Source organism: Myroides sp. LJL116, assembly GCF_054871685.1.
In genome coordinates, this window is sequence record NZ_JBTXLR010000003.1 from 240,499 (window position 1) to 261,046 (window position 20,548).

The 20,548-nt window shown below is 33.0% G+C and carries 17 protein-coding genes; 8 read left to right on the forward strand and 9 right to left on the reverse strand.

Going from position 1 to position 20,548, the window contains the following annotated elements:
• Positions 1 to 15: 15 nt before the first annotated feature.
• The 7 genes from ACYSNM_RS04480 to ACYSNM_RS04510 all read right to left on the reverse strand — a co-directional run bounded on the left by ACYSNM_RS04480 (position 16) and on the right by ACYSNM_RS04510 (position 9,706).
• On the reverse strand, positions 16 to 951 hold the full coding sequence (locus ACYSNM_RS04480) for a malate dehydrogenase (RefSeq protein WP_461755802.1): 936 nt from the start codon (positions 949 to 951) through the stop codon (positions 16 to 18).
• A gap of 79 nt (positions 952 to 1,030) precedes the next feature.
• Complete coding sequence (gyrB, locus tag ACYSNM_RS04485; protein ID WP_461755803.1) at positions 1,031 to 2,971, reverse strand: DNA topoisomerase (ATP-hydrolyzing) subunit B; 1,941 nt, start codon at positions 2,969 to 2,971, stop codon at positions 1,031 to 1,033.
• A gap of 159 nt (positions 2,972 to 3,130) precedes the next feature.
• Positions 3,131 to 3,580, reverse strand: coding sequence for a hypothetical protein (locus tag ACYSNM_RS04490; protein WP_461755804.1), 450 nt, complete (start codon positions 3,578 to 3,580; stop codon positions 3,131 to 3,133).
• A gap of 152 nt (positions 3,581 to 3,732) precedes the next feature.
• A complete protein-coding gene (locus tag ACYSNM_RS04495; protein ID WP_461755805.1) occupies positions 3,733 to 5,496 on the reverse strand; it encodes a TonB-dependent receptor domain-containing protein in 1,764 nt (587 codons plus the stop codon).
• Between the two features lie 20 nt (positions 5,497 to 5,516).
• Positions 5,517 to 8,543, reverse strand: a complete 3,027-nt coding sequence (locus ACYSNM_RS04500; protein ID WP_461755806.1) for a tetratricopeptide repeat protein — start codon at positions 8,541 to 8,543, stop codon at positions 5,517 to 5,519.
• Positions 8,544 to 8,666: 123 nt separating this feature from the next.
• The gene (locus ACYSNM_RS04505; protein ID WP_461755807.1) at positions 8,667 to 9,365 is read right to left on the reverse strand and encodes an LrgB family protein; all 699 of its coding nucleotides are present in this window, start codon (positions 9,363 to 9,365) and stop codon (positions 8,667 to 8,669) included.
• Complete coding sequence (locus tag ACYSNM_RS04510) at positions 9,362 to 9,706, reverse strand: CidA/LrgA family protein (RefSeq protein ID WP_461755808.1); 345 nt, start codon at positions 9,704 to 9,706, stop codon at positions 9,362 to 9,364. The genes ACYSNM_RS04505 and ACYSNM_RS04510 overlap by 4 nt, the downstream gene beginning before the upstream one ends.
• A 533-nt stretch (positions 9,707 to 10,239) precedes the next feature.
• Here ACYSNM_RS04510 and ACYSNM_RS04515 point away from each other — a divergent pair.
• From ACYSNM_RS04515 to rplT, 6 genes are all read left to right on the forward strand, one after another.
• Positions 10,240 to 11,247, forward strand: a complete 1,008-nt coding sequence (locus ACYSNM_RS04515; protein WP_461755809.1) for a hypothetical protein — start codon at positions 10,240 to 10,242, stop codon at positions 11,245 to 11,247.
• 115 nt (positions 11,248 to 11,362) lie between these two features.
• Entirely contained in the window at positions 11,363 to 12,046 is a 684-nt protein-coding gene (locus ACYSNM_RS04520) for a cell division ATP-binding protein FtsE (protein WP_461755810.1), read from the forward strand.
• A 301-nt stretch (positions 12,047 to 12,347) separates the two neighbouring features.
• Entirely contained in the window at positions 12,348 to 14,300 is a 1,953-nt protein-coding gene (gene thrS / locus ACYSNM_RS04525; RefSeq protein ID WP_461754363.1) for a threonine--tRNA ligase, read from the forward strand.
• A 47-nt stretch (positions 14,301 to 14,347) separates the two neighbouring features.
• Positions 14,348 to 14,905, forward strand: a complete 558-nt coding sequence (gene infC, locus ACYSNM_RS04530) for a translation initiation factor IF-3 (RefSeq protein ID WP_461754378.1) — start codon at positions 14,348 to 14,350, stop codon at positions 14,903 to 14,905.
• A gap of 59 nt (positions 14,906 to 14,964) precedes the next feature.
• Complete coding sequence (rpmI, locus tag ACYSNM_RS04535; protein ID WP_461754364.1) at positions 14,965 to 15,162, forward strand: 50S ribosomal protein L35; 198 nt, start codon at positions 14,965 to 14,967, stop codon at positions 15,160 to 15,162.
• Positions 15,163 to 15,272: 110 nt separating this feature from the next.
• Positions 15,273 to 15,617: a 50S ribosomal protein L20 gene (gene rplT / locus ACYSNM_RS04540; RefSeq protein WP_461754365.1), complete on the forward strand. Its 345-nt coding sequence runs from the start codon at positions 15,273 to 15,275 to the stop codon at positions 15,615 to 15,617.
• A gap of 115 nt (positions 15,618 to 15,732) precedes the next feature.
• Here the strand turns inward: rplT and ACYSNM_RS04545 are convergent, their stop codons facing one another.
• Positions 15,733 to 16,563 (reverse strand): hypothetical protein, encoded by an 831-nt coding sequence (locus ACYSNM_RS04545; protein WP_461755811.1) that lies wholly within the window; start codon positions 16,561 to 16,563, stop codon positions 15,733 to 15,735.
• 201 nt (positions 16,564 to 16,764) lie between these two features.
• Here ACYSNM_RS04545 and ACYSNM_RS04550 point away from each other — a divergent pair, with 201 nt between their 5' ends.
• Complete coding sequence (locus tag ACYSNM_RS04550; protein ID WP_461755812.1) at positions 16,765 to 17,457, forward strand: class I SAM-dependent methyltransferase; 693 nt, start codon at positions 16,765 to 16,767, stop codon at positions 17,455 to 17,457.
• A gap of 127 nt (positions 17,458 to 17,584) precedes the next feature.
• On the opposite strand, the gene ACYSNM_RS04555 is transcribed toward ACYSNM_RS04550, so the two are convergent.
• Complete coding sequence (locus tag ACYSNM_RS04555) at positions 17,585 to 19,183, reverse strand: hypothetical protein (RefSeq protein ID WP_461755813.1); 1,599 nt, start codon at positions 19,181 to 19,183, stop codon at positions 17,585 to 17,587.
• A 528-nt stretch (positions 19,184 to 19,711) separates the two neighbouring features.
• Between ACYSNM_RS04555 and ACYSNM_RS04560 the strand changes: the two genes are divergently transcribed.
• A complete protein-coding gene (locus ACYSNM_RS04560) occupies positions 19,712 to 20,413 on the forward strand; it encodes a DsbA family oxidoreductase (RefSeq protein WP_461755814.1) in 702 nt (233 codons plus the stop codon).
• Positions 20,414 to 20,548: the final 135 nt, after the last annotated feature.

The following is a 20,548-nucleotide window of genomic DNA, read 5'->3' on the forward strand; positions in this document are numbered from 1 at the left end:
TAACAATCCGTTTTTTTATGACAAAAAGTTATCCAACTCTTTATTAGTTTGACTTACCATTTGTGCACTTTGTTCAAATTTTTGCTTTTCTTGTTGATTTAACTTTAATTCTAGAATACCTTCTATACCATTCTTACCTAAAATACAAGGAACTCCTATATATAAACCACTTTGACCATACTCCCCTTCTAAAAAAGTAGAACATGGTACTAATTTTTTTCTATCATGTAAAATACTATCCACCATATAAGCCACGGATGCCCCTGGTGCATACCAAGCTGAAGTTCCCAAAAGTTTTGTTAGTGTTGCTCCACCAACCATAGTTTGTTGTACAACTTGCTCTTGTTCTTCTTGGCTTAAAAATTCACTAACAGCGATACCTTTATAAGTTGCCAAACGAATAAGAGGAATCATAGTAGTATCTCCATGTCCTCCAATTACCATAGCATGGATATCGGCCATAGGCTTTTTCATAGCTTGACTTAAGAAATAGGTAAAACGAGAAGAGTCCAAAGCCCCACCCATTCCTATAACGCGTCTTTTATCTAAACCACTTATCTTTAAAGCAGCCAAAGCCATCGTATCTAAAGGATTGGTTACAACAATAAAAATTGCATTAGGGGAAAATTTTAAGGCATTTTCAATAACACTTTTAACAATTGCGGTATTAGTTCCAATTAGCTCCTCTCTTGTCATTCCAGGTTTACGTGGAATACCTGAGGTAATAACCACGATATCGCTGTCTTTAGTAGGTTGATAATCATCGGTAGAACCACTAATTACAGTGTCAAATCCAGAAGTAGCAGCACATTGCATTAAATCCATGGCTTTCCCTTCTGCTAACCCAGCTTTGATATCAACAATCACAACTTCTGAGGCGATTTGCTGGTTGGCAATAATCTGGGCACAACTTGCCCCAACGTTACCAGCTCCAATAATAGATACTTTCATAGTTATTATAATTTTATGGTTAATAAAAAAGGTCAATACATAAAATGTGTTGACCTTTGTAATAGCTTTTTAATATTTTTTAGACATCGATCTTTGCATAAGTAGCATTTTGCTCGATGAATTCACGACGTGGCGGTACTTCATCCCCCATTAGCATCGAGAATACACGATCTGCTTCTTGAAGACTGTCAATAGTAACTCTTCTTAAAATACGGTGCTCTGGATTCATTGTTGTATCCCATAATTGCTCCGCATTCATTTCTCCAAGACCTTTGTATCGTTGTACAGATGTACCACTTCCCATTTGATCTACTAGTTCTTGACGCTCTTCATCACTCCATGCATATTCTTTCTTCTGTCCTTTCTTTACCATGTATAAAGGTGGTGTAGCAATATAAACATAACCATTTTCAATCAAACCACGCATATAACGGAAGAAAAATGTTAGAATTAAAGTTGCAATGTGACTACCATCCACATCGGCATCACACATGATTACAACTTTATGGTAACGTAACTTTTCTAAATTCAATGCTTTACTATCTTCTTCGGTACCAATAGTAACTCCTAAAGCAGTAAAAATATTTTTAATTTCTTCACTTTCAAAAACTTTGTGTCCCATAGCTTTCTCTACGTTAAGAATCTTACCTCTTAAAGGAAGAATAGCTTGGAACTGGCGATCACGACCTTGTTTAGCTGTTCCACCTGCGGAATCCCCCTCGACAAGGAAAACTTCACATTTAGCTGGATCTTGCTCTGAACAATCGGATAATTTACCAGGTAAACCACCACCAGTCATAACTGTTTTTCTCTGCACCATTTCTCTAGCTTTCTTAGCTGCATGTCTAGCTTGAGCTGCTAAAATAACTTTTTGAACAATAATCTTGGCATCATTTGGATGTTCTTCCAAATAATTTTCCAACATCTCAGCTACAGCTTGACTCACTGGAGAAACTACTTCTCTGTTTCCTAATTTAGTCTTAGTTTGTCCTTCAAATTGAGGTTCCATAACCTTAACTGAAATAATAGCAGTTAATCCTTCACGGAAGTCATCCCCAGTAATTTCGAATTTTAACTTCTCTAATAAACCTGAAGAATCCGCGTATTTTTTCAAGGTACGGGTTAATCCCATTCTAAAACCTTGTAAATGCGTACCTCCTTCATGTGTATTAATATTATTCACATAAGAATAGATATTCTCTGAATAGGTATCGTTATAAATTAAAGCAACCTCTACAGGTATTTCTCCTTTATCTGATTCCATTGAAATTACGTGCTCAATAATAGGAGTACGGTTTCCGTCTAAGAACTTGATAAATTCTTTTAGACCTTCTTCAGAAAAGAATGTCTCATTTTTATATTCCCCGTCTTTATTTGTTTCTCTTTTATCAATAAGAGTAATTTTTAACCCTCTATTAAGGAAGGCTAATTCTCTTAAACGACCTGCTAAGGTATCATATGAATATACTAACTCACTGGTAAAAATAGTAGAATCCGGTTTAAAAGTAACGATTGTACCTTTTGAAGTAGTCTCTCCTACTACTTTAACTGGATGTAAAGCTTTTCCGCAAGAGTACTCTTGTTGGTAAATTTTACCATCGCGGTGAACTGTTGCTACAAGCAACTCAGATAAAGCGTTCACACAAGAAACTCCAACTCCGTGAAGTCCTCCAGATACTTTATAAGAATCTTTATCAAACTTACCACCTGCTCCAATTTTGGTCATTACAACCTCTAGGGCAGAAACACCTTCTTTTTTATGAATATCTACTGGAATTCCACGTCCATTATCCTCAACTGTAATAGAATTGTCTTCATTGATAATAACTTTGATAGTATCACAATACCCAGCAAGAGCCTCATCAATAGAGTTATCAACCACTTCGTAAACTAAATGGTGAAGTCCCCTTACTCCTACATCTCCAATATACATGGAAGGACGCATCCTTACATGCTCCATTCCCTCTAGGGCTTGTATGCTATCTGCCGAATAATTATTCATATTTGTATCCTCGCTCATAATATTTTTGTAAAATAAGTAACGTACAAATATAAACAATTTCAAAGACTATATCAAACCAGCAGAGGCTTTAATACACACAAAAAACAAAAAAAAGTCAATAAAAAAAGCGTAAAGATTTTTGTCTTTACGCTTTTGGTTTTTATTTCAAGTTGATTACTATTCTAAATAATTTACTTTAAATTCACAGTTATTAAATACAAAGGAGTCATTTACCTTTCTACCTACTAATTGCTTAGCTATAGGAGCATCCATTGAAATTGCTAAAATTGATTCTTGATCAAAGCTTATTTTTGGTAATGCTGCCGAAAGGAATAAGTAAACTGTATTTAACTGAACAACGCTACCAAACTCCACTTGATCGGATACCTTCTTTGCGTCAATTTTCTGGATAATATCGCGGATTGCAATATTTTCGCGAATTTTCTTACTTAAATTTTCTTGTTCGATATGCATCATCGACAAAGCTGTTTCATGCTTATCTCCGGCAGAACTCTTAGCATCATTTTGAGCATCTAATGCTAGGTCCTCGATTATCCCTTGAAAAGCCATGATTTTTTCATTCAATCGTTCAAGACAAATCTTTTTAAGGTTTTCCTTTAAAGTCATGTTTTGTTTGTTGTTTGTTGTTGTTGTTGTTGTTGTTGTTTGTTTGAATTCACAAAAGTAATCCTTATTTCATTTAAATAATCACAAAAGTTATATTTAACTATTAAAAAGAAGTACTAATTGTGTATAAACAAAACATCTTATTCTACTAATTATCTAAAGTCAAATTTGTAAATAGCTCCTAATGAACCTTGAAGCCCCTGTACTTTATAATTTACAAACCTTTCGTATTTGTTGTTTAGTAAATTATTTCCAGTTACAAATATGGTCCAATTCATTGTTGGACGATACCCCACTTTAATGTTTAAATCAACATATCCATCTAGCTTAGAAACAAAATTGCTTTGCTCTTGAGTAATAGAATTAAAAAATGCAAAACGATCAAAACGCTCCCCTGCATAAAATAATTCCATCGTAGCAAACCAACCTTGATCAAATTCCAAGTTTACATCCGCTCCGGCTTTAAAACGCGGTAAATTCCAAGGTTTTAATTGATCGGTTTTATAGTGGTTGTATTGAGCATTAACCCCTATAGATGTTTGACTTTCGAATTCATATCTCAACTCAGCAAATAAATTTAATGTCTTAAGATTTTGGTACTCTACATCAAAGGAATTCCCATAGCCATAAGATGGTGTTTCATCTGAACTACTCATAGGGAATACTCCACTAACAAAGGTAGCAAAATCACTTTGATTCTTATAAGACCCTTTCACATTGAAAGAAATATTATTATCTAATTTCCCTCTTAACCCAAGGTATAAATCATACTTTTCACTTGTTGGAGCAATTTGCAAGTTTGGAGATACAAAAGGATTTAATGCAACAAAATCTTTAAAAGAATTTTGTTTTAACCCTCCCTCTATTCCTGCATAAGCTACTAAAATATCATTCACTAAATTGTAAGTGGCTCTAATCTGTGGATATACAAAGAATTTATTATCACTACCGGAGTTTATTTTACCATCGTTATAAAAAATTCCAAGTCCTAAATCCACAGAATATGTCTCATCGCTAAAACTAATACTTGGCTGTAAACCTAAATTTAGATTTTTATATTCCATGTCTTGCACTACACCTGGACTAACAAATAAATCTTTATATTGAGTAGATACATAATCTACAACGAATCCAACCTTTAAATCACTAACATAGCCAATTCTAGTTTTAATATTTGGGCGAATAACAAATCTATTCTCTGTAGTTTTGTAATCATCCCAAAAACGATCATAACCTACCTCTAAAGAAGTGAAAGGTAAATTTCTGAAATCGAAATTAGCTCTTACATAAATATCCTTGTATTTTTGCTTGGGATCAATATTATTAAGCATCGCATCGGAAAAATCAACACGATCCGTGGCAAGTCCATACCAATTAGCAGTTTGCATACTTCCTCCTAATTCAGCTCTCCATCCAAAATCTTTTTTATCTCCAAGGTAAAACGCAGCAAATTCTGTCTTAGCAAAATTATTATCTAGTAGTTCCTTTTTTAAGCCCTTACCAGATTTATGTTTAGCAAATAAAGCAATAGAAGAGAACTTATCTAATTTCTCACTTAAAAACACTTCAGCATTTATATTAGAATAGTTTCCAAAAGATGCTAATGCGTAATTAGAAAAAGGTTTTAATCTAGGGGCATCCTCCACTTGTGCTACCTCTCCTTTTTCTGGAACAAAAGTTGAAGCCACTGGGAAAGAAGTAATTGTATATTCTATCTCCTTTTTCACTAACTGTTCCTGTGAGTCCATCGAAGGAGTTTCTTTTACCTTAAAAGCATCATTTATAACTGCTTCGTACCCCCTAACAACTGTTACTTCTTCTGTACCTAAATCTGGTGTTGGTTTTTTATCTTGAGCAAAACCATAACCACTTACTAAAAATGCTGTTAAAGCTATATATATATTTTTATTTTTCATTTCTATCATTTTTTTAGTACTTATTGAACTACCGATGAATTTCGCTTTGCTTCTTCAGCATTTATAGCCTCTAATTCTTTTTTGGCCTCAAATACAACATCTTTATATTGAGAAAAGTTCTTAATAACACTATCTAATATGTAAGTAGCTTGATAACTATCATTTAAAGCATAAAAGTTTTTAGCCATTAAAACCAAACCTTTAGCACCATAGTAAGAATAACCTGAATAGTCTTTAGCAAGAGTTTGCACACTTTGGTTAGACAATTCATATTGACCTTGTTCATTTTGGAAATAAGCTTGGTAGTATAATGCCTCGGCCGCTACTTCACCCGTAGCAGAAACCAATACTTGTTTATACCCTTGAGCAGCTTTTTGTTTATCACCAGTAGCAAAAGCAGTACGAGCTACAATTAACTGAGCATCACTTTTTACACGTTTGTCTAAATTAGGCTTATCCAATACTTTTTGAGCGTATTCTAAAGCTTTTTGATAATCTTTCTCTTGATAGTAAAGCTTCATTAAGTTAGACATTGCAAAAATCTGATTTTGGCTTTGAGATGCCTCTGCCTCTAATTGAAGTAAAACTTGTTTAGCTTGGCTATCTTTCTTTTCTTTAAGATACATTTCTGCTAAACGAGACAAACTTATTTCACTATATTGGGTTTTACCAAAAGAAACAACATTGGCATAATACTTTTGTGCCTTACTTAAATCTTGATTAGCAAAGTAAAGTTGAGCTAAATTAAAATTAGCCGCTAAAGCATTTTTACCATTTGGAAATTCTCTTAAGTACTGCTCATATCCTTTAATAGCTTCAGAACTATTATTTAAAATATATTGTCTATCGGCTGAATCAAAAGAGTCTCTTTCGATCTCCGAGTCAGACACCTCTATAAAAGATAAACCTTTAACCCACTGAGCATATTGATCTACTTGTCCTTTGTCCATATAAATCAAACGAGCATTTTGAACTGCTTCAACTGCCTCTGGGGAATTCGGAGAATCCGTTACAACATCTTTAAACTTAGCTAAAGCCTTTTCACTTTGGTTGGTATTATAAAAGATAAGTCCTTGGCGTAATATTGCTCTTGTTTTTCTTGTAGAATTAGGGTAATTAGTAATTAAAGTTTCAAAAGCTATTACTGCTTCATTATTTTGCTTTAAAAGCTCATAGGTAACCCCTAACTCGTATTGTGCTTGATCTGCTAAACTAGAGTTCGGATAATCTTGTACGAAAAGCCCAAGTTCTTGTAATTTTTGATTCTGTCTATCCACAAAACCATAAGACAATGCTTTTTGAAATTTCGCATAAGCAACATCTCCATGGTTCGCATTTATAATCACATTATAAGCATCCATGGCAGGCCAGTATTTCCCTAAAACAAAATTCGCATCTCCAATACGAAGATAACTATCGTACTTTCTATCGGAATTAATTCCAGGAGTGTTTACATAAGAAGTAAACGCCTCTAAGGCTTGAGGATAATTTTTAAGCTTAAATAAAGCATAACCAATATTATAATCAATATTGCTGTATTCAGGAGTCACTCTAGAACCACTAGCATCTTTAAATTCTATAAAATTATTTAAGGCATCTCTATACTTCCCTAAAGAAGATTGAGCTTCTGCCTTCCAATACAAAGCCCTAGCACTTAATTCTAGGTCTTGTTTTTCGGAAAGAGATTTATTAAACATTACAATAGCTTGATCGTATTGTCCTTCTCCATACAGCTCAAGTCCTCTGTAAAAAGCTACCTTTTGATATACTAAAGCATTACCTATAGATTTATTCTGCTCTAATAAACGCAATGCATCTTTATAGTTTTTAGAAGTAATATAAGAATCAATAAGAAGTCCTTCTAACTCCTCTCTGTGTGGAGAATTAGGATATTTCTCTATAAAAGCCATTAAAACACTAGGAGCACTCTCAAAGGCATTTCCAATTTCATAACTAAGCTTGGCGTAATTCAAAAACGCATCTTGCTGTATAGAAGCATCAAAACGCATTTCCGAAGCATTTTTAAAAGCATTTAAAGCTTGGATTTTTTTTCCAGTATGTAAGTAACTCTCTCCTAAGTGATAATAGGCATTTTGAGCAATACTATTATTACCTTGAATTATTTTATTGAATTGCTCTATAGCCTTATCATACTCACCTTGTTTGTAATACGTATATCCTAATTGATAAAAATCGGTATTATTCCACTTTCCTTCTTTTCCTTGGTATTCTTGCAGATAAACAAGTGCTTTGTCATATTGCTCCAAATTAAAATAACTTTCCCCTACTATTTTGGAAAGTTCTGAACGCTCAGAGGCTTCACTAGCTTTATCTAATTGGGTTAAACCTTCGGTTAATGAATTTTCAAAATTTCCACTTTTGAAATTCATATCCGCTTTATAATACCCCATTTTATCTTGATAAGAAGAAGTAACATCAATTTTTTCAAAATGCTTTTTAGCATCTTCATAATTGTTATTTGCATAAGCCATATAGCCTAAATAATAGGTAGCTTGATCTCCCCATTGGCTCTCTGGTCTAACTTTTAATAATGTTTTTCTAGCTTCTTTAGGATTTTTTACATAAAAAAAACTATAGCCTTTTTGAAACAAAAATCGGTCCTGCTTACTGTGTTCTAAAATGGTAACGCTTCTCACTTTACCAGCGTATTGTAAAGCCTTTGCATATTCACCTTTAGAGAAATAATAATCCGTTACATCCACATAAGCTTGATTTTGTTTAGCACTTGTGGGGTAATTTTTAACGAATTCATCTATTTTTCTTTCAGCTCCTACTTGATCTAAGCGGATAGCACAATTAGCTATATAATAAGCACAATCAGCTTGTACTTCAGTATAGTTGGCGGAAGAGGAGTTTTTCACTTTCTCAAAAAGTAGTTGAGCAGCTAAGTATTGCTCCTCATCATATAAGGCTACTGCGTGATTAAAATCTGCTAAACCATTGGTGTAAATCGCTGACTGTTGCGCCGTAGCTGTTAGGCCAGTCAACCCCAAAGCCAAATAAGCTAATCTATTAATTTTACGCATTTTATTTTTATTTATTTATTTGTAAATATATCATTTTATACCATTGAAAAAAGCAATCAATGGCGTTTTTAATAGTCCCAAAATCCGCTTTAACATTATTTTTAACAAAAAAAAGTTAAGGCCCTACAAATAAACATGTATCCATTGTAAAATAATGGGAGCTAAAAAAGCCGTAATAACACCATTAAAAATCATGCCAACACTCGCAAAAGCTCCATATTTATCACTTATTTGCAATGCGCGCATGGTTCCCATAGCTGCTGCAGAACTTCCCATAGCAAGTCCTTGAGAGACAGGATTAGTAATTCTTGCAAGATTTAAAAACCTAAAACCTACCATACTTCCGATTATTCCAGTTAGCATAACTGCTGAGGCAGTAACCGAAGGAATACCTCCTATACTCTTAGACACCTCTAAAGCTATAGGGGTACTAATACTACTTGGAGCTAAAGATAAGATAATCTCTTTTTCCGCTCCTAATAATTTTGCGAATAATACAATGGATAATACACCGAAAATACTTGCTATAAATTGACTAGTTAAAATAGGAACAATTTGGTTTTTAATTTTATCCCAGTTTGCATATAAAGGAACCGCTAGAGCCACAATAGAAGGCTGCAAGAAAAAATCAATATACTTTCCTGCTTGGTTATACTTTTCATAAGGTATATCTAACACCAATAAATACCCTATTAATACAAAAATACTAAATATAATAGGGTTGAATATCATATACTTATACTTACTAGACAAGGTTAAAGCAAGAGCATAGACACTCAAGGTTAAAAACAAGATAAACTCGGCACTTTCAAAATAAATCATTTTTTCTTTCTTAAAATTTGATGGGTTAATCCAGTAGTAAACATTACTACGGCAGTACTTCCAACTGTAGTTAAAAGGATAGGAATAATAGAATCGCTAATTAGATCAAAATAATTGAGCATAGCCACACAAGGTGGAACGAAAAACAGCCCCATATTTTGAAGCAAAAAACTACTTAATTGCTCAATATCCTTAACCTTAACCCATTGCATCTTCAATAAAGTCCACAATAAAAGCAATCCAATTATACTTGATGGTAGTTTAAGTGGAAGTACTTTAATAACTAATTCGCCAAAGGCGAGACACCCTGCTATAATAACAAGTTGTTTAATAATATTCATAGCTGTAAAAAAATTTGTGCAAAGCTAACAAACAAGTACAACTTTTAACACTTTTACCCCATATAAATACTATTGTAAAATCGCCAAAAACCCTTATTTAACTGGCCCTTAGAGCTATGGGGTTAAACAAAAAAAAACCACATATCACTTTATTAGCTATTTGATAACATTTAGATAAACTTCCATGTGAAAAAGCGCCCTATTTTTGCATTGTAAACGTAAAACATCAGGTATGAAATAATTAAGGGAATAATAAATTGGTTAGTTAGAACATCAAAGGCAGTCTTTTTTCAAGGCTGCCTTTGATGATTTTATAACTTATTTTAAAACGTCCCCTTTTACCACATTATAAGGACTTATTACCCAAACAAAAAAATCCTAATAGCAAATAACAAATACCTTCACTGCTTTTTAATAGTCTTTTATTTAAGCATTAGCAATAAAAACTTTATAATTTTAAATAAAACACTACCTTAGTTCCCTTTTTAAAACCCAAACAGACCCTCTTTCTTTTAAAATCAAGTGCCTTAAAAATGATAGCTTTCAAAAACAACGTTTTACTCCTTCTTTGCTTTTTTATTTACCATTCTAGTAATGCCCAAGAAAAGGATAGTTTATCCCAACAGATTTCTGTTCCTAAGAAAATTGTAACCTATACAACAGACCACTTTACTAGACTTCGTCCTTTGAATATTGACTATACCTTCAATGGGCCGTATAATTATAAATACAAAGGCGCACATTCAAGTGAAAGTCCAAATAGAGTTAACCATTTTGAACACATAAGGGTTAGCGCTAATATGCGATTTTTTGCCAAAAACAGATGGATTATCGGATCATCCATAGGCTATTCCAATGTACGATTTGATGGAAATATAACCAATCCTATCAACCAAGAAAACCTTTCCCATATTAAAACCTATCATGAGATTTTATTTTCTTTCAATACTCTATACACCACTACTCTTTGGGGAAAAAGAGCTATCTTCTCAGGTAGTTTAAGATTAGATACTAGTATCAAAAATTTCGAAAGAATAAAAGGTTTATTCTCCAGTATACTGATAATTAAAAGCGATCAAAAAACTAATTTTAGTCTAGGAGTCTTATTCAACATAGACCCTAAAGTTCAGTTCCCTGTCCTACCGATAATTGCATACCAAAATCAATTAGGTAGAAATTATTTATTAGACATTACCTTACCTAGTGGTATGCACTTAAGAAAAACCTTTGGCAGTAGCTCAAGACTCTCTATTGGAACGGACCTAGAACAAGTAAACTTTTATTTGTTTGATGCATTCAAAGAAAACCAGACCTATATCTATCGTCAAATCGATATAAACTCGGGGCTTAAGTATGAAAAAGCTTTTGGGGACTTAATTCTTACTGCAAAAACAGGAGTTAAAAGCACCTATAAAGCAGAGCTATTTGAGAAAGGTAAAAAATTCTCTAATCCATTATTAGAATTAAAGCCATCTACTCGTTTTTTCGTAACTTTAGGCGTATCCATAAACCCTTTTACTCTCTTGGGTAAGAAAAACTAAGATCAAATAGCTTAAGTAAGGTAAAACAATACTTTCTAAGCTTATATTTATTTGGCTTTATTATGGTAAAATAATTAAACTTAGTACATTTACCCAAAATTTCACATTCATATTTATGTCTAAAACAGTATTGTCATTACAAGGAGTCGATATTTATCAAAATAAAAACAAGATTCTTTCCAATGTTAATTTAAATGTTGACAAAGGAGAGTTTATTTATATCATTGGTAAAACAGGGGCAGGTAAAAGTAGTTTTATGAAAACACTTTACGCTGACCTACCTTTGGACCACGGATACGGTAGTATTGTAGACTATGATTTGAAAACTTTAAAACAAAGAGACATACCATATTTAAGACGCTCTTTAGGAATCGTATTTCAAGACTTTAAACTTCTTCCAGATCGAACCATATATGGGAATCTTCATTTTGCGTTAAAAGCAACTGGCTGGAGCGAATCCCAAGCAATCGATCGAAAAATTGAAGAAGTGTTAAAAGCCGTTGGCATGTTAGATCATATTCAAAAAATGCCGCATCAACTTTCCGGTGGAGAACAACAACGCGTTGCAATTGCAAGAGCTCTGTTAAATGATCCAGATTTAATTCTTGCTGATGAACCTACAGGTAATCTTGACCCTCAAACAAGTGCAGAGGTAATGGAGCTTTTAAGAAGTATAAATCAAAGTGGAAAAACCATTTTAATGGTTACCCATGATTATGCTTTATTATTAAAATACCCAGCTAAAACTCTAAAATGTGAAGACGGAAGTTTATTTGAAGTAATTTACAAAACTACCTAAACATTAACTCTCCTTATCATTTTAGAAATACATTAAACCAACCTAGAGGGGAATGGTTAAAAACAGCCTACTTCTTCCAAGCTTAGAAAGCAAAATAACATAGATAGTAAAACTCTACTAGGTATTTAATTAACTAAAATAAACATTAAAATATAACCCAATAACACATATAAAAAACCTTATATACTGACATTTATTACCAATAGAAGAAATATTTAATAAAAAAACAGTTCCTGCTTTAAGGAATGTTGTTATTCTCTAGTATTTTCAGTATATTTGCCTTTTATTTTTGAAATTAATTATGATTAAAATTACATTACCAGACGGTTCAGTGAAAGAGTTCGCCTCAGGGGTGACTGCATTCGATGTTGCAAAAAGTATAAGCGAAGGCTTAGCTAGAAATGTTATTTCAGCAAGCTTTAACGGCACCACCATCGAAACCACCACCGAGTTGACCCAAGATGGTAGTCTAGTTTTATATACTTGGAATGATACCCAAGGAAAGCAAGCTTTTTGGCACTCTACATCTCACGTAATGGCGCAAGCTTTACAAGAGTTATACCCTGGAGTTATCTTAACTATTGGTCCTTCAATTGAAAGCGGATTCTATTACGATGTGGACTTCCAAGATCACAAAATAACAGATGCTGACTTTAAACAAATTGAAGCTAAGGTACTAGAGATTGCTAAACAAAAGCATGATTTCAAAATGCGTTCTACTTCAAAAGCAGATGCATTAGCATATTACCAAGAACAAAACAACCCATACAAGGTAGAATTAATAGAGAACTTAGAAGATGGAACAATCACATTTTGTGATCATTCAACTTTTACGGATCTATGTAGAGGTGGACATATTCCAAATACAGGAATTATCAAAGCTTTCAAAGTTTTATCTGTAGCTGGAGCATATTGGAGAGGAAACGAGAAAAATAAACAATTAACACGTGTATATGGTATCTCCTTCCCTAAACAAAAAGATTTAACGGAATATCTTGCTCTTTTAGAAGAAGCTAAGAAAAGAGACCACCGTAAATTAGGAAAAGAATTAGAATTATTCACATTCTCTCAAAAAGTAGGACAAGGTTTACCTTTATGGTTACCTAAAGGTGCTGCCTTAAGAGAAAGATTAGAGCAATTCTTAAGAAAAGCACAGAAAAAAGCAGGTTACGAGCAAGTAGTAACTCCACATATTGGACAAAAAGAACTATATGTAACTTCTGGACACTATGCAAAATATGGAGAAGACAGTTTCCAACCTATCCATACACCTGTGGAAGGAGAAGAGTTTTTACTAAAACCGATGAACTGTCCTCATCACTGTGAGATTTATAATGCTAAACCATGGTCTTATAAAGATCTACCTAAGCGTTTTGCTGAATTCGGAACAGTATACCGTTACGAACAATCAGGAGAGCTTCATGGGTTAACAAGAGTTAGAGGATTTACTCAAGATGACGCACATATTTTCTGTACTCCAGAACAATTAGATGAAGAATTCAAAAAAGTAATTGACCTAGTATTATATGTATTCGGATCTCTTGGATTTGAGAACTTTACTGCTCAAGTTTCTGTAAGAGATTTAGATAACCCAGATAAATACATTGGATCGGTTGAAAATTGGGAAAAAGCAGAACAAGCTATCATCAATGCAGCTAAAGACAAAGGTTTAAATTATGTAGTTGAAAGTGGTGAAGCTGCTTTTTACGGACCTAAATTAGACTTTATGGTAAAAGATGCTTTAGGAAGAAGCTGGCAACTTGGAACAATTCAAGTGGACTACAACTTACCAGAGCGTTTTGACCTAACTTACAAAGGATCGGATAATGAATTACACCGTCCAGTAATGATTCACCGTGCTCCTTTTGGTTCAATGGAGAGATTTATCGCTATTCTATTAGAGCATACAGCAGGTAATTTCCCACTTTGGTTAGTGCCAGAACAGGCTATTATCCTGTCTTTAAGTGAGAAATACGAAAAATATGCGAAAAAAGTTTTAGATTTGCTAGAAAATCACGAAATTCGCACCCTGGTAGATAACCGTAATGAAACTATCGGTAAGAAAATTAGAGAAGCAGAGGTACAAAAATTCCCTTACATGTTGATTGTAGGTGAAGAGGAAGAAAAAAATGGTACCATTTCTGTAAGAAAACACGGAGACTCCGGAAAATCTAACCAAACAATGAAGGTAGAAGAGTTTGTTGCTTTAGTACAAGAACAAGTGAAAGCCTCTATCAAACAGTTTGGAGAATAAAATATAATGTATAACGCTTGGTAAGACAAGCAAAAACTTTTAAAGCCATAGCAGTAAGACAAAACAGAGGTTATAGACCTCGCGAAGAAAAAAAAGATGCGCATAGAATTAACAATGCCATCCGCGTTCCTGAAGTTCGACTTGTTGGAGACAATGTTGAACTTGGTGTATACAAATTAGCAGACGCAATGCGTATTGCTGAACAGTTAGAATTGGACTTGGTGGAGATTTCGCCAAATGCAGAACCACCTGTTTGTAAAGTAATTGATTATAAAAAATTCCTTTACGAGCAAAAGAAGCGTGAAAAAATGCTAAAGGCTAAGTCAACTCAAATCACTGTTAAAGAGATTCGTTTTGGTCCTCAAACTGATGAGCACGACTATGAGTTCAAAAAGAAAAATGCTGAGAAATTCTTAAAAGAAGGTTCTAAATTAAAAGCATTCGTTTTCTTTAAAGGTCGTTCTATCATTTATAAAGATCAAGGTCAAATTTTATTATTAAGACTAGCACAGGATCTTGAAGAGTACGGTAAAGTTGAATCTATGCCTGTATTAGAAGGAAAGCGTATGACTATGTTTATCGCTCCTAAAAAGAAAAAAGTATAATTCTAACTAAGAATTAAAAAAATAGTTAAGTAAGATAATCATTAATACCTAGGAAAGAAATGCCTAAAATGAAAACTAAATCTAGCGCTAAGAAACGTTTCAAACTAACTGGCTCTGGAAAAATCAAAAGAAAACACGCTTTTAAAAGTCACATTTTGACTAAAAAATCTAAAAAGCGTAAATTAGCTTTAACTCACACTGGATTAGTGTCTAAAGCAGATACAGCAAGTATCAAAGATCAATTAAGATTAATCTAATCCTTAATTGGAATTCGGTTAAAACAATTTAATAACCCTGGAGTGTGGCAAACTAAGAATTTAGCAAGTGTTATATTTAACCGCCCACTACAAAAACACATTTTAAAGAAATGGCAAGATCAGTAAATGCAGTAGCTTCAAGAGCAAGAAGAAAAAGAATTTTGAAGCAAGCCAAAGGTTACTTTGGAAGACGTAAAAACGTTTATACAGTAGCTAAAAACGCGGTAGAAAAAGCAATGGTATATGCTTACCGTGACAGAAAACAAAAGAAAAGAAACTTCCGTTCATTATGGATCATGCGTATTAACGCAGGAGCTAGACAACACGGACTTAGCTATTCTCAGTTCATGGGGAAAATTAAAGCTAACAACATCGAATTGAACCGTAAAGTTCTTGCAGATTTAGCTATGAATCACCCAGCAGCTTTTGCAGCTATCGTGAATAAAGTAAAATAATAAACGTTTGTCAAATCTGATTTATCTTACTTAATATATAAAAGCCCTTCATTTTACAATGAAGGGCTTTTTCTATATTATTTATAAAAAATAAATCTATTTCAAACTATACTGATTATTTAATAAACGGTAAAGTTATTCCGCAAGTAAACCCTAGGTCAGAACGCATTTCACTTGGCCCAAATACAGTAACTCTAGGTCCAATTAGGATTTGTACCTTTTGTTCTCCTATGCTTGTAATTCCACTTACACTTGCTTGCATAATCATACTACTTCTATCATGTCTCCAATCTTGGCTATATTCTGCTAAGATCATGACTCCTGCTCCACTTTTCCATTGGTAGCTAGCAAAAGGCTCCACTAACATCTGATTTACTGCATCGCGATTTCTATCTCCTGCAAAACTCCATACTTGATTAATCATTGCTCCAGCTGTCCATCCATTTTTTTGTATAAGAGCAACAGCCGAAGGACCTACCCCCCATTTCTTATTAGTTAAAAGATCTTGGGTTCCCGTAGGAGCTAAAAAGATAGGACCTGCCCCCCAAATTAAACCTTCCTTTTTAGGAATTGGGCTAAAAAACGCAGTTACTTCCGTATCACTTAATCCCCTTTGTCTTGTTGCAGGCCCTGTAATATCATACTGCATAACAACAGGTAAAACAACCCTTGTAATCACATTCCACTTTTCAGAGATTTGAAAAGGCATTACTGGTTGAATATTAGTAGTATTTCTAGTCCCTCTAAATGGGCCTACCCCAAAATCCGTATCTACCTCAATAGGTAAACTGATAAGCTTTGCAACGGGGTTTGCTAACTTTTTAGCAACTTCCTCTACCGATAAATCTTGATCAGCCTTAGCTGGGCTATTTTTTGCTTGTTGAGCAAATACTCCGCCTGATAAACATAAAGATAATACACTTAGTAAAACTGGAATTTTTTTCATAGGTAAATTGTATATAATATTTTAATTATTATAAGTAAAACATCTTCCTTATAATTTTATATTAAATTTAAGAAATATCTATCTAATAATCCTAATAAACTCCTATAATTATCTTACTTAAGTAAAAATAATTTAATATAAAATCTTTATTTAACATAAAATACTCAGGTATTATCCCACTTAGGCACATTGAATAAAATAATGTACTTTAGTATTTTATTACAGCGATATCCTCAAATTATTATTATTATTATTATTACTATGAATTGTCCTTTATGTGAGGAGGAATTATACCATAAGAATACCTCTGGTTTTTATCTATGCACACAATGCCATGGATATGTAAAAGATAGCCGGTTTCACTATAGTGAAAAGCAAGAAAAACAACATTATCTGATGCATAACAATGATGTAGAGGATATTGGTTACCAAAACTTTGTGAAAGACTTAGTGGATCAAATCTCCCTTCATTGTACTAAAGAACAGCAAGGCTTAGATTTCGGTTGTGGAAGTGCAGCAGTAACTAGCTATTTACTTAAGAAAAAAGGATATACCATTGATCTTTATGATCCTTATTTTGCACCTGAAGTAGATTATAAAAACAATACATATGATTATATATTCTCATGTGAGGTTTTCGAACACTTTTACTTCCCAAAAAAAGAAATAGAAACACTTTTATCCATTTTAAAGCCCAATGGTCATTTGATTATAAAAACCCATCTTTACAGCGGGAAAGTTGATTTTGATTCCTGGTATTATATAAAAGACCTCACCCATGTATTTATATATACCAAAGAGACAATCGCTTATATTGCCCAGAGATATAACTTAGATATTCTCTTATTACAAGACAGATTAATTGTACTAAGAAAAAAAGCCATATATAAATAAAAAAAAGAGTATTCTCCGTAGAAAATACTCTTTTAAACTTAATATATTTACAACTAGCTTTCTTATTTTTTTTCCATTTAAGTTAGCCTTTATTTAATTTAACCATTACATGGTAAAGAAAATAAATCTATTGGTTCTTCTCTAACATTAAACGCTCTAATTCTAAAAGCCTATTCTCCATGCTTTGCACGTTTTGCTTTAAAGACTCTAATTGATTTTGCTGATCAATAGTATGTAGATATAATTCCTCAATTTTCTCTAATTGCTCAATAGCTAATTTACTAAAGTCTACATAATATCCACCATCCTCTGAGCGGCTTAATTCTGAAATACTCGTTACTCCAGGAAGGTGATTATACGCCTTAACAAACTCTTCTACATATGCTAAATCATTAAAAACATATTTATCATTAATGGTAGAATGTCCACCAAAGTACTTCTCAAATACGTAATCGGCATACATGGAATGAGCCGTTATAAGCTTACCGCTGATTAATACATCACCTTCTACTTGCAGTTTAATATTTGTACTTTGAGCATGGTTTTTTTCTTGATTGCTACCAATAATAGCTTTTGATGTATTATATACCACTTGATCTACTGCAGTAGCAGGCTTACTATCTGCTAGATTATACCATCCTGAAGCTATACTTCCAGTAGAAATATTTTTAACTTTATTAATAACATTAGTGTCACCAAAGAAAATATCTACATCTTCAATTAAATCACTAACTGGTTTAATAGTAACAGGATCTGCATTACCAGTTTCATTAAGATAAGAATAAGTTACAGGAGTAGCTCCATTTTTTTCACGTTTTAATGATGTAACAGTTTCTAAAAAATTAAATGGTGTGTCTCCTGTTTTACCAGTAACAATACTTAATCCACTCCCTGTTGTTGCTGTTGGAGCTACTGCAGATGCACTAGTATATGCTTGTTTTGCTCTAATTTCTGTGGTAAGATTAAAGGTTTGTGTCTGATTACTCGCATCTGTATAAGAAAACACATAATCATCTGCATCTTTACTAATATTTACACTACCAGCGCTATTTTTGATAAGATTTTTCAGAATATTTGTTACATAATCATTATTCACAATATGTTCAAAGCTCTGTATTACATCATCACCAATGAAAATAGTATCTTTAATCCCGCTTTCTCTTTCATACAAATAACGAATCTGCTTTGAGTTAGAGTCATAATATGTCGGTGTTAAGACAAGTTCTCCTGTAAGTGCTGTCAGGGTCTCTGTAAAACTACCTTGAGATAATCCCGCAGCATCCTTTAATGTAGCAATTTGTGTTTTCTCATTATTATCATCTGGAATTTTTGCAGTTACATCTAAAGTGTAAGTGCTAGTATTATCACTTATATATTTCTTAATTTCAGCACTAGTGACAATGTGTATCCATCTAAATTTATCTGTGTCAGCTACTGTTTTGTCTTCTCCCCAAACATAAAAGCCTGGAGTTAAATCCTTGGTGTCATCATTGGTAGTGTTAAAAATCATTAATCCCACTTTAGGAGCTCCACCAGAGATAGCTGCTTTATCGGTTCTACTCGATAAAGAAATGTTTGGATAAATCACTCCTTTATTGGTAGAGGAAATATGTAAGGCGGCAGAAGCGTCCGGTAAAAGCGTTCCTATACCAACCCCAATATTAGTATCCTGTGCTTGGGTCAAGCCATAGGATAGGAACATAGATAAAAGTATAATTCTTTTCATAAATCAATTATTATATTGGTAAATACTATATTTCTTATAAGTATAAATGTATTAAATAAAATTTAAATATTTTAAACAATAATTAACTTATTGTGATAAATTATGAACTTTAAATTATTAAAACAGATAAAATAATAAGATTATATTTATAAAATATCATAAAAAACTCAAATTAACTCTTCTATATAGCTTCAATATCTATTTTTGTTAACGAAACTCTAAAAAAAGCTATTCCCTACAATTCACTAAAAAACACTTTAATAACCTTAAAAAACACCCGTAAGTAAAAGTACCTACAATGGTAAATAACACTAAAACAGAAGTGTTTCACCTATTAAATAGTACATTATTCTAGTTAAACCCCTGTTTTTAGCAAAAATGGTGAAATAAACAAAGTATTATCTAACAACTAAATTGATGGCATAAAGATGAAATTACCTTACTTTTAAATGCTAATAATGTGTTATTCTTTAGAGAAAAACAAAAAACAAAACGTATCTTGAATCCTTAATTCTAAATGAGAATGCAATGAAAATAGAAATATGGTCAGATTTAGACTGTCCCTTTTGTTATATAGGTAAAAAAAACTTGGAATTAGCAATTAACCAGTTAAACTTCAAGGACAAGATTGAAATTATATATAAAGGTTACCAATTAGATCCTACATTACCAATAGAAGCACTATCTATTAGTAATGAGCAGTATTTAATTGAACATAAAGGTTATCCAGCGCAACAAATCAAACAAATGTTTGCACATGTAACCCAAGCTGCCCAACAAGTGGGAATCAAAATGAATCTAGATAAGTGTATTCCAGTAAATACCTTAAGAGCACAAAGGTTGATTCAACTAGCTCAAGATCGCCAATTAGCTCCACAGATGAATGAGGCTCTGTTTAAAGCTTACTTTACTGACGGGCTAAATATCGGAGATATACAAGTGCTAAAGCAATTAGCTACGCAAATTGGTTTAAAAGAGCAAGAAGTTACCCACGTTTTAGAATCTCAAGAATATCTGGATCAGGTAAATGAAGATATCAACCAGGCTAAAGAATTACAAATTCAAGGAGTACCTTTCTTTGTAATTAATCGAACCTATGGTATCTCAGGGGCACAACCAGTAGAAAGCTTTTTACAAGCGCTAACCCAAGCTTATGAAGAATCTACTGTGAGTCAAGATAACCCTTCCACTACTCAAGGCAATAGTTGCTCTATAGATGGGTGTGAATAATATAGTAAAAGGGGCTGTCTCAAATGAGATAGCCCCTTTTTTGTATTTTTAAGTAAAAAACACCGTTATAATTATTTGAATTACAATCCAATATACTTAAATTAGTATAAGTAATTCAAGTAAATATGGCAAAAC

Bases quoted from the DNA above. Each gene is read 5' to 3' on its own strand.
- ACYSNM_RS04480 (WP_461755802.1), bottom strand. From the start codon at position 951: ATGAAAGTATCTATTATTGGAGCTGGTAACGTTGGGGCAAGTTGTGCC.
- gyrB (WP_461755803.1), bottom strand. From the start codon at position 2,971: ATGAGCGAGGATACAAATATGAATAATTATTCGGCAGATAGCATACAA.
- ACYSNM_RS04490 (WP_461755804.1), bottom strand. From the start codon at position 3,580: ATGACTTTAAAGGAAAACCTTAAAAAGATTTGTCTTGAACGATTGAAT.
- ACYSNM_RS04495 (WP_461755805.1), bottom strand. From the start codon at position 5,496: ATGAAAAATAAAAATATATATATAGCTTTAACAGCATTTTTAGTAAGT.
- ACYSNM_RS04500 (WP_461755806.1), bottom strand. From the start codon at position 8,543: ATGCGTAAAATTAATAGATTAGCTTATTTGGCTTTGGGGTTGACTGGC.
- ACYSNM_RS04505 (WP_461755807.1), bottom strand. From the start codon at position 9,365: ATGATTTATTTTGAAAGTGCCGAGTTTATCTTGTTTTTAACCTTGAGT.
- ACYSNM_RS04510 (WP_461755808.1), bottom strand. From the start codon at position 9,706: ATGAATATTATTAAACAACTTGTTATTATAGCAGGGTGTCTCGCCTTT.
- ACYSNM_RS04515 (WP_461755809.1), top strand. From the start codon at position 10,240: ATGATAGCTTTCAAAAACAACGTTTTACTCCTTCTTTGCTTTTTTATT.
- ACYSNM_RS04520 (WP_461755810.1), top strand. From the start codon at position 11,363: ATGTCTAAAACAGTATTGTCATTACAAGGAGTCGATATTTATCAAAAT.
- thrS (WP_461754363.1), top strand. From the start codon at position 12,348: ATGATTAAAATTACATTACCAGACGGTTCAGTGAAAGAGTTCGCCTCA.
- rpmI (WP_461754364.1), top strand. From the start codon at position 14,965: ATGCCTAAAATGAAAACTAAATCTAGCGCTAAGAAACGTTTCAAACTA.
- rplT (WP_461754365.1), top strand. From the start codon at position 15,273: ATGGCAAGATCAGTAAATGCAGTAGCTTCAAGAGCAAGAAGAAAAAGA.
- ACYSNM_RS04545 (WP_461755811.1), bottom strand. From the start codon at position 16,563: ATGAAAAAAATTCCAGTTTTACTAAGTGTATTATCTTTATGTTTATCA.
- ACYSNM_RS04550 (WP_461755812.1), top strand. From the start codon at position 16,765: ATGTACTTTAGTATTTTATTACAGCGATATCCTCAAATTATTATTATT.
- ACYSNM_RS04555 (WP_461755813.1), bottom strand. From the start codon at position 19,183: ATGAAAAGAATTATACTTTTATCTATGTTCCTATCCTATGGCTTGACC.
- ACYSNM_RS04560 (WP_461755814.1), top strand. From the start codon at position 19,712: ATGAAAATAGAAATATGGTCAGATTTAGACTGTCCCTTTTGTTATATA.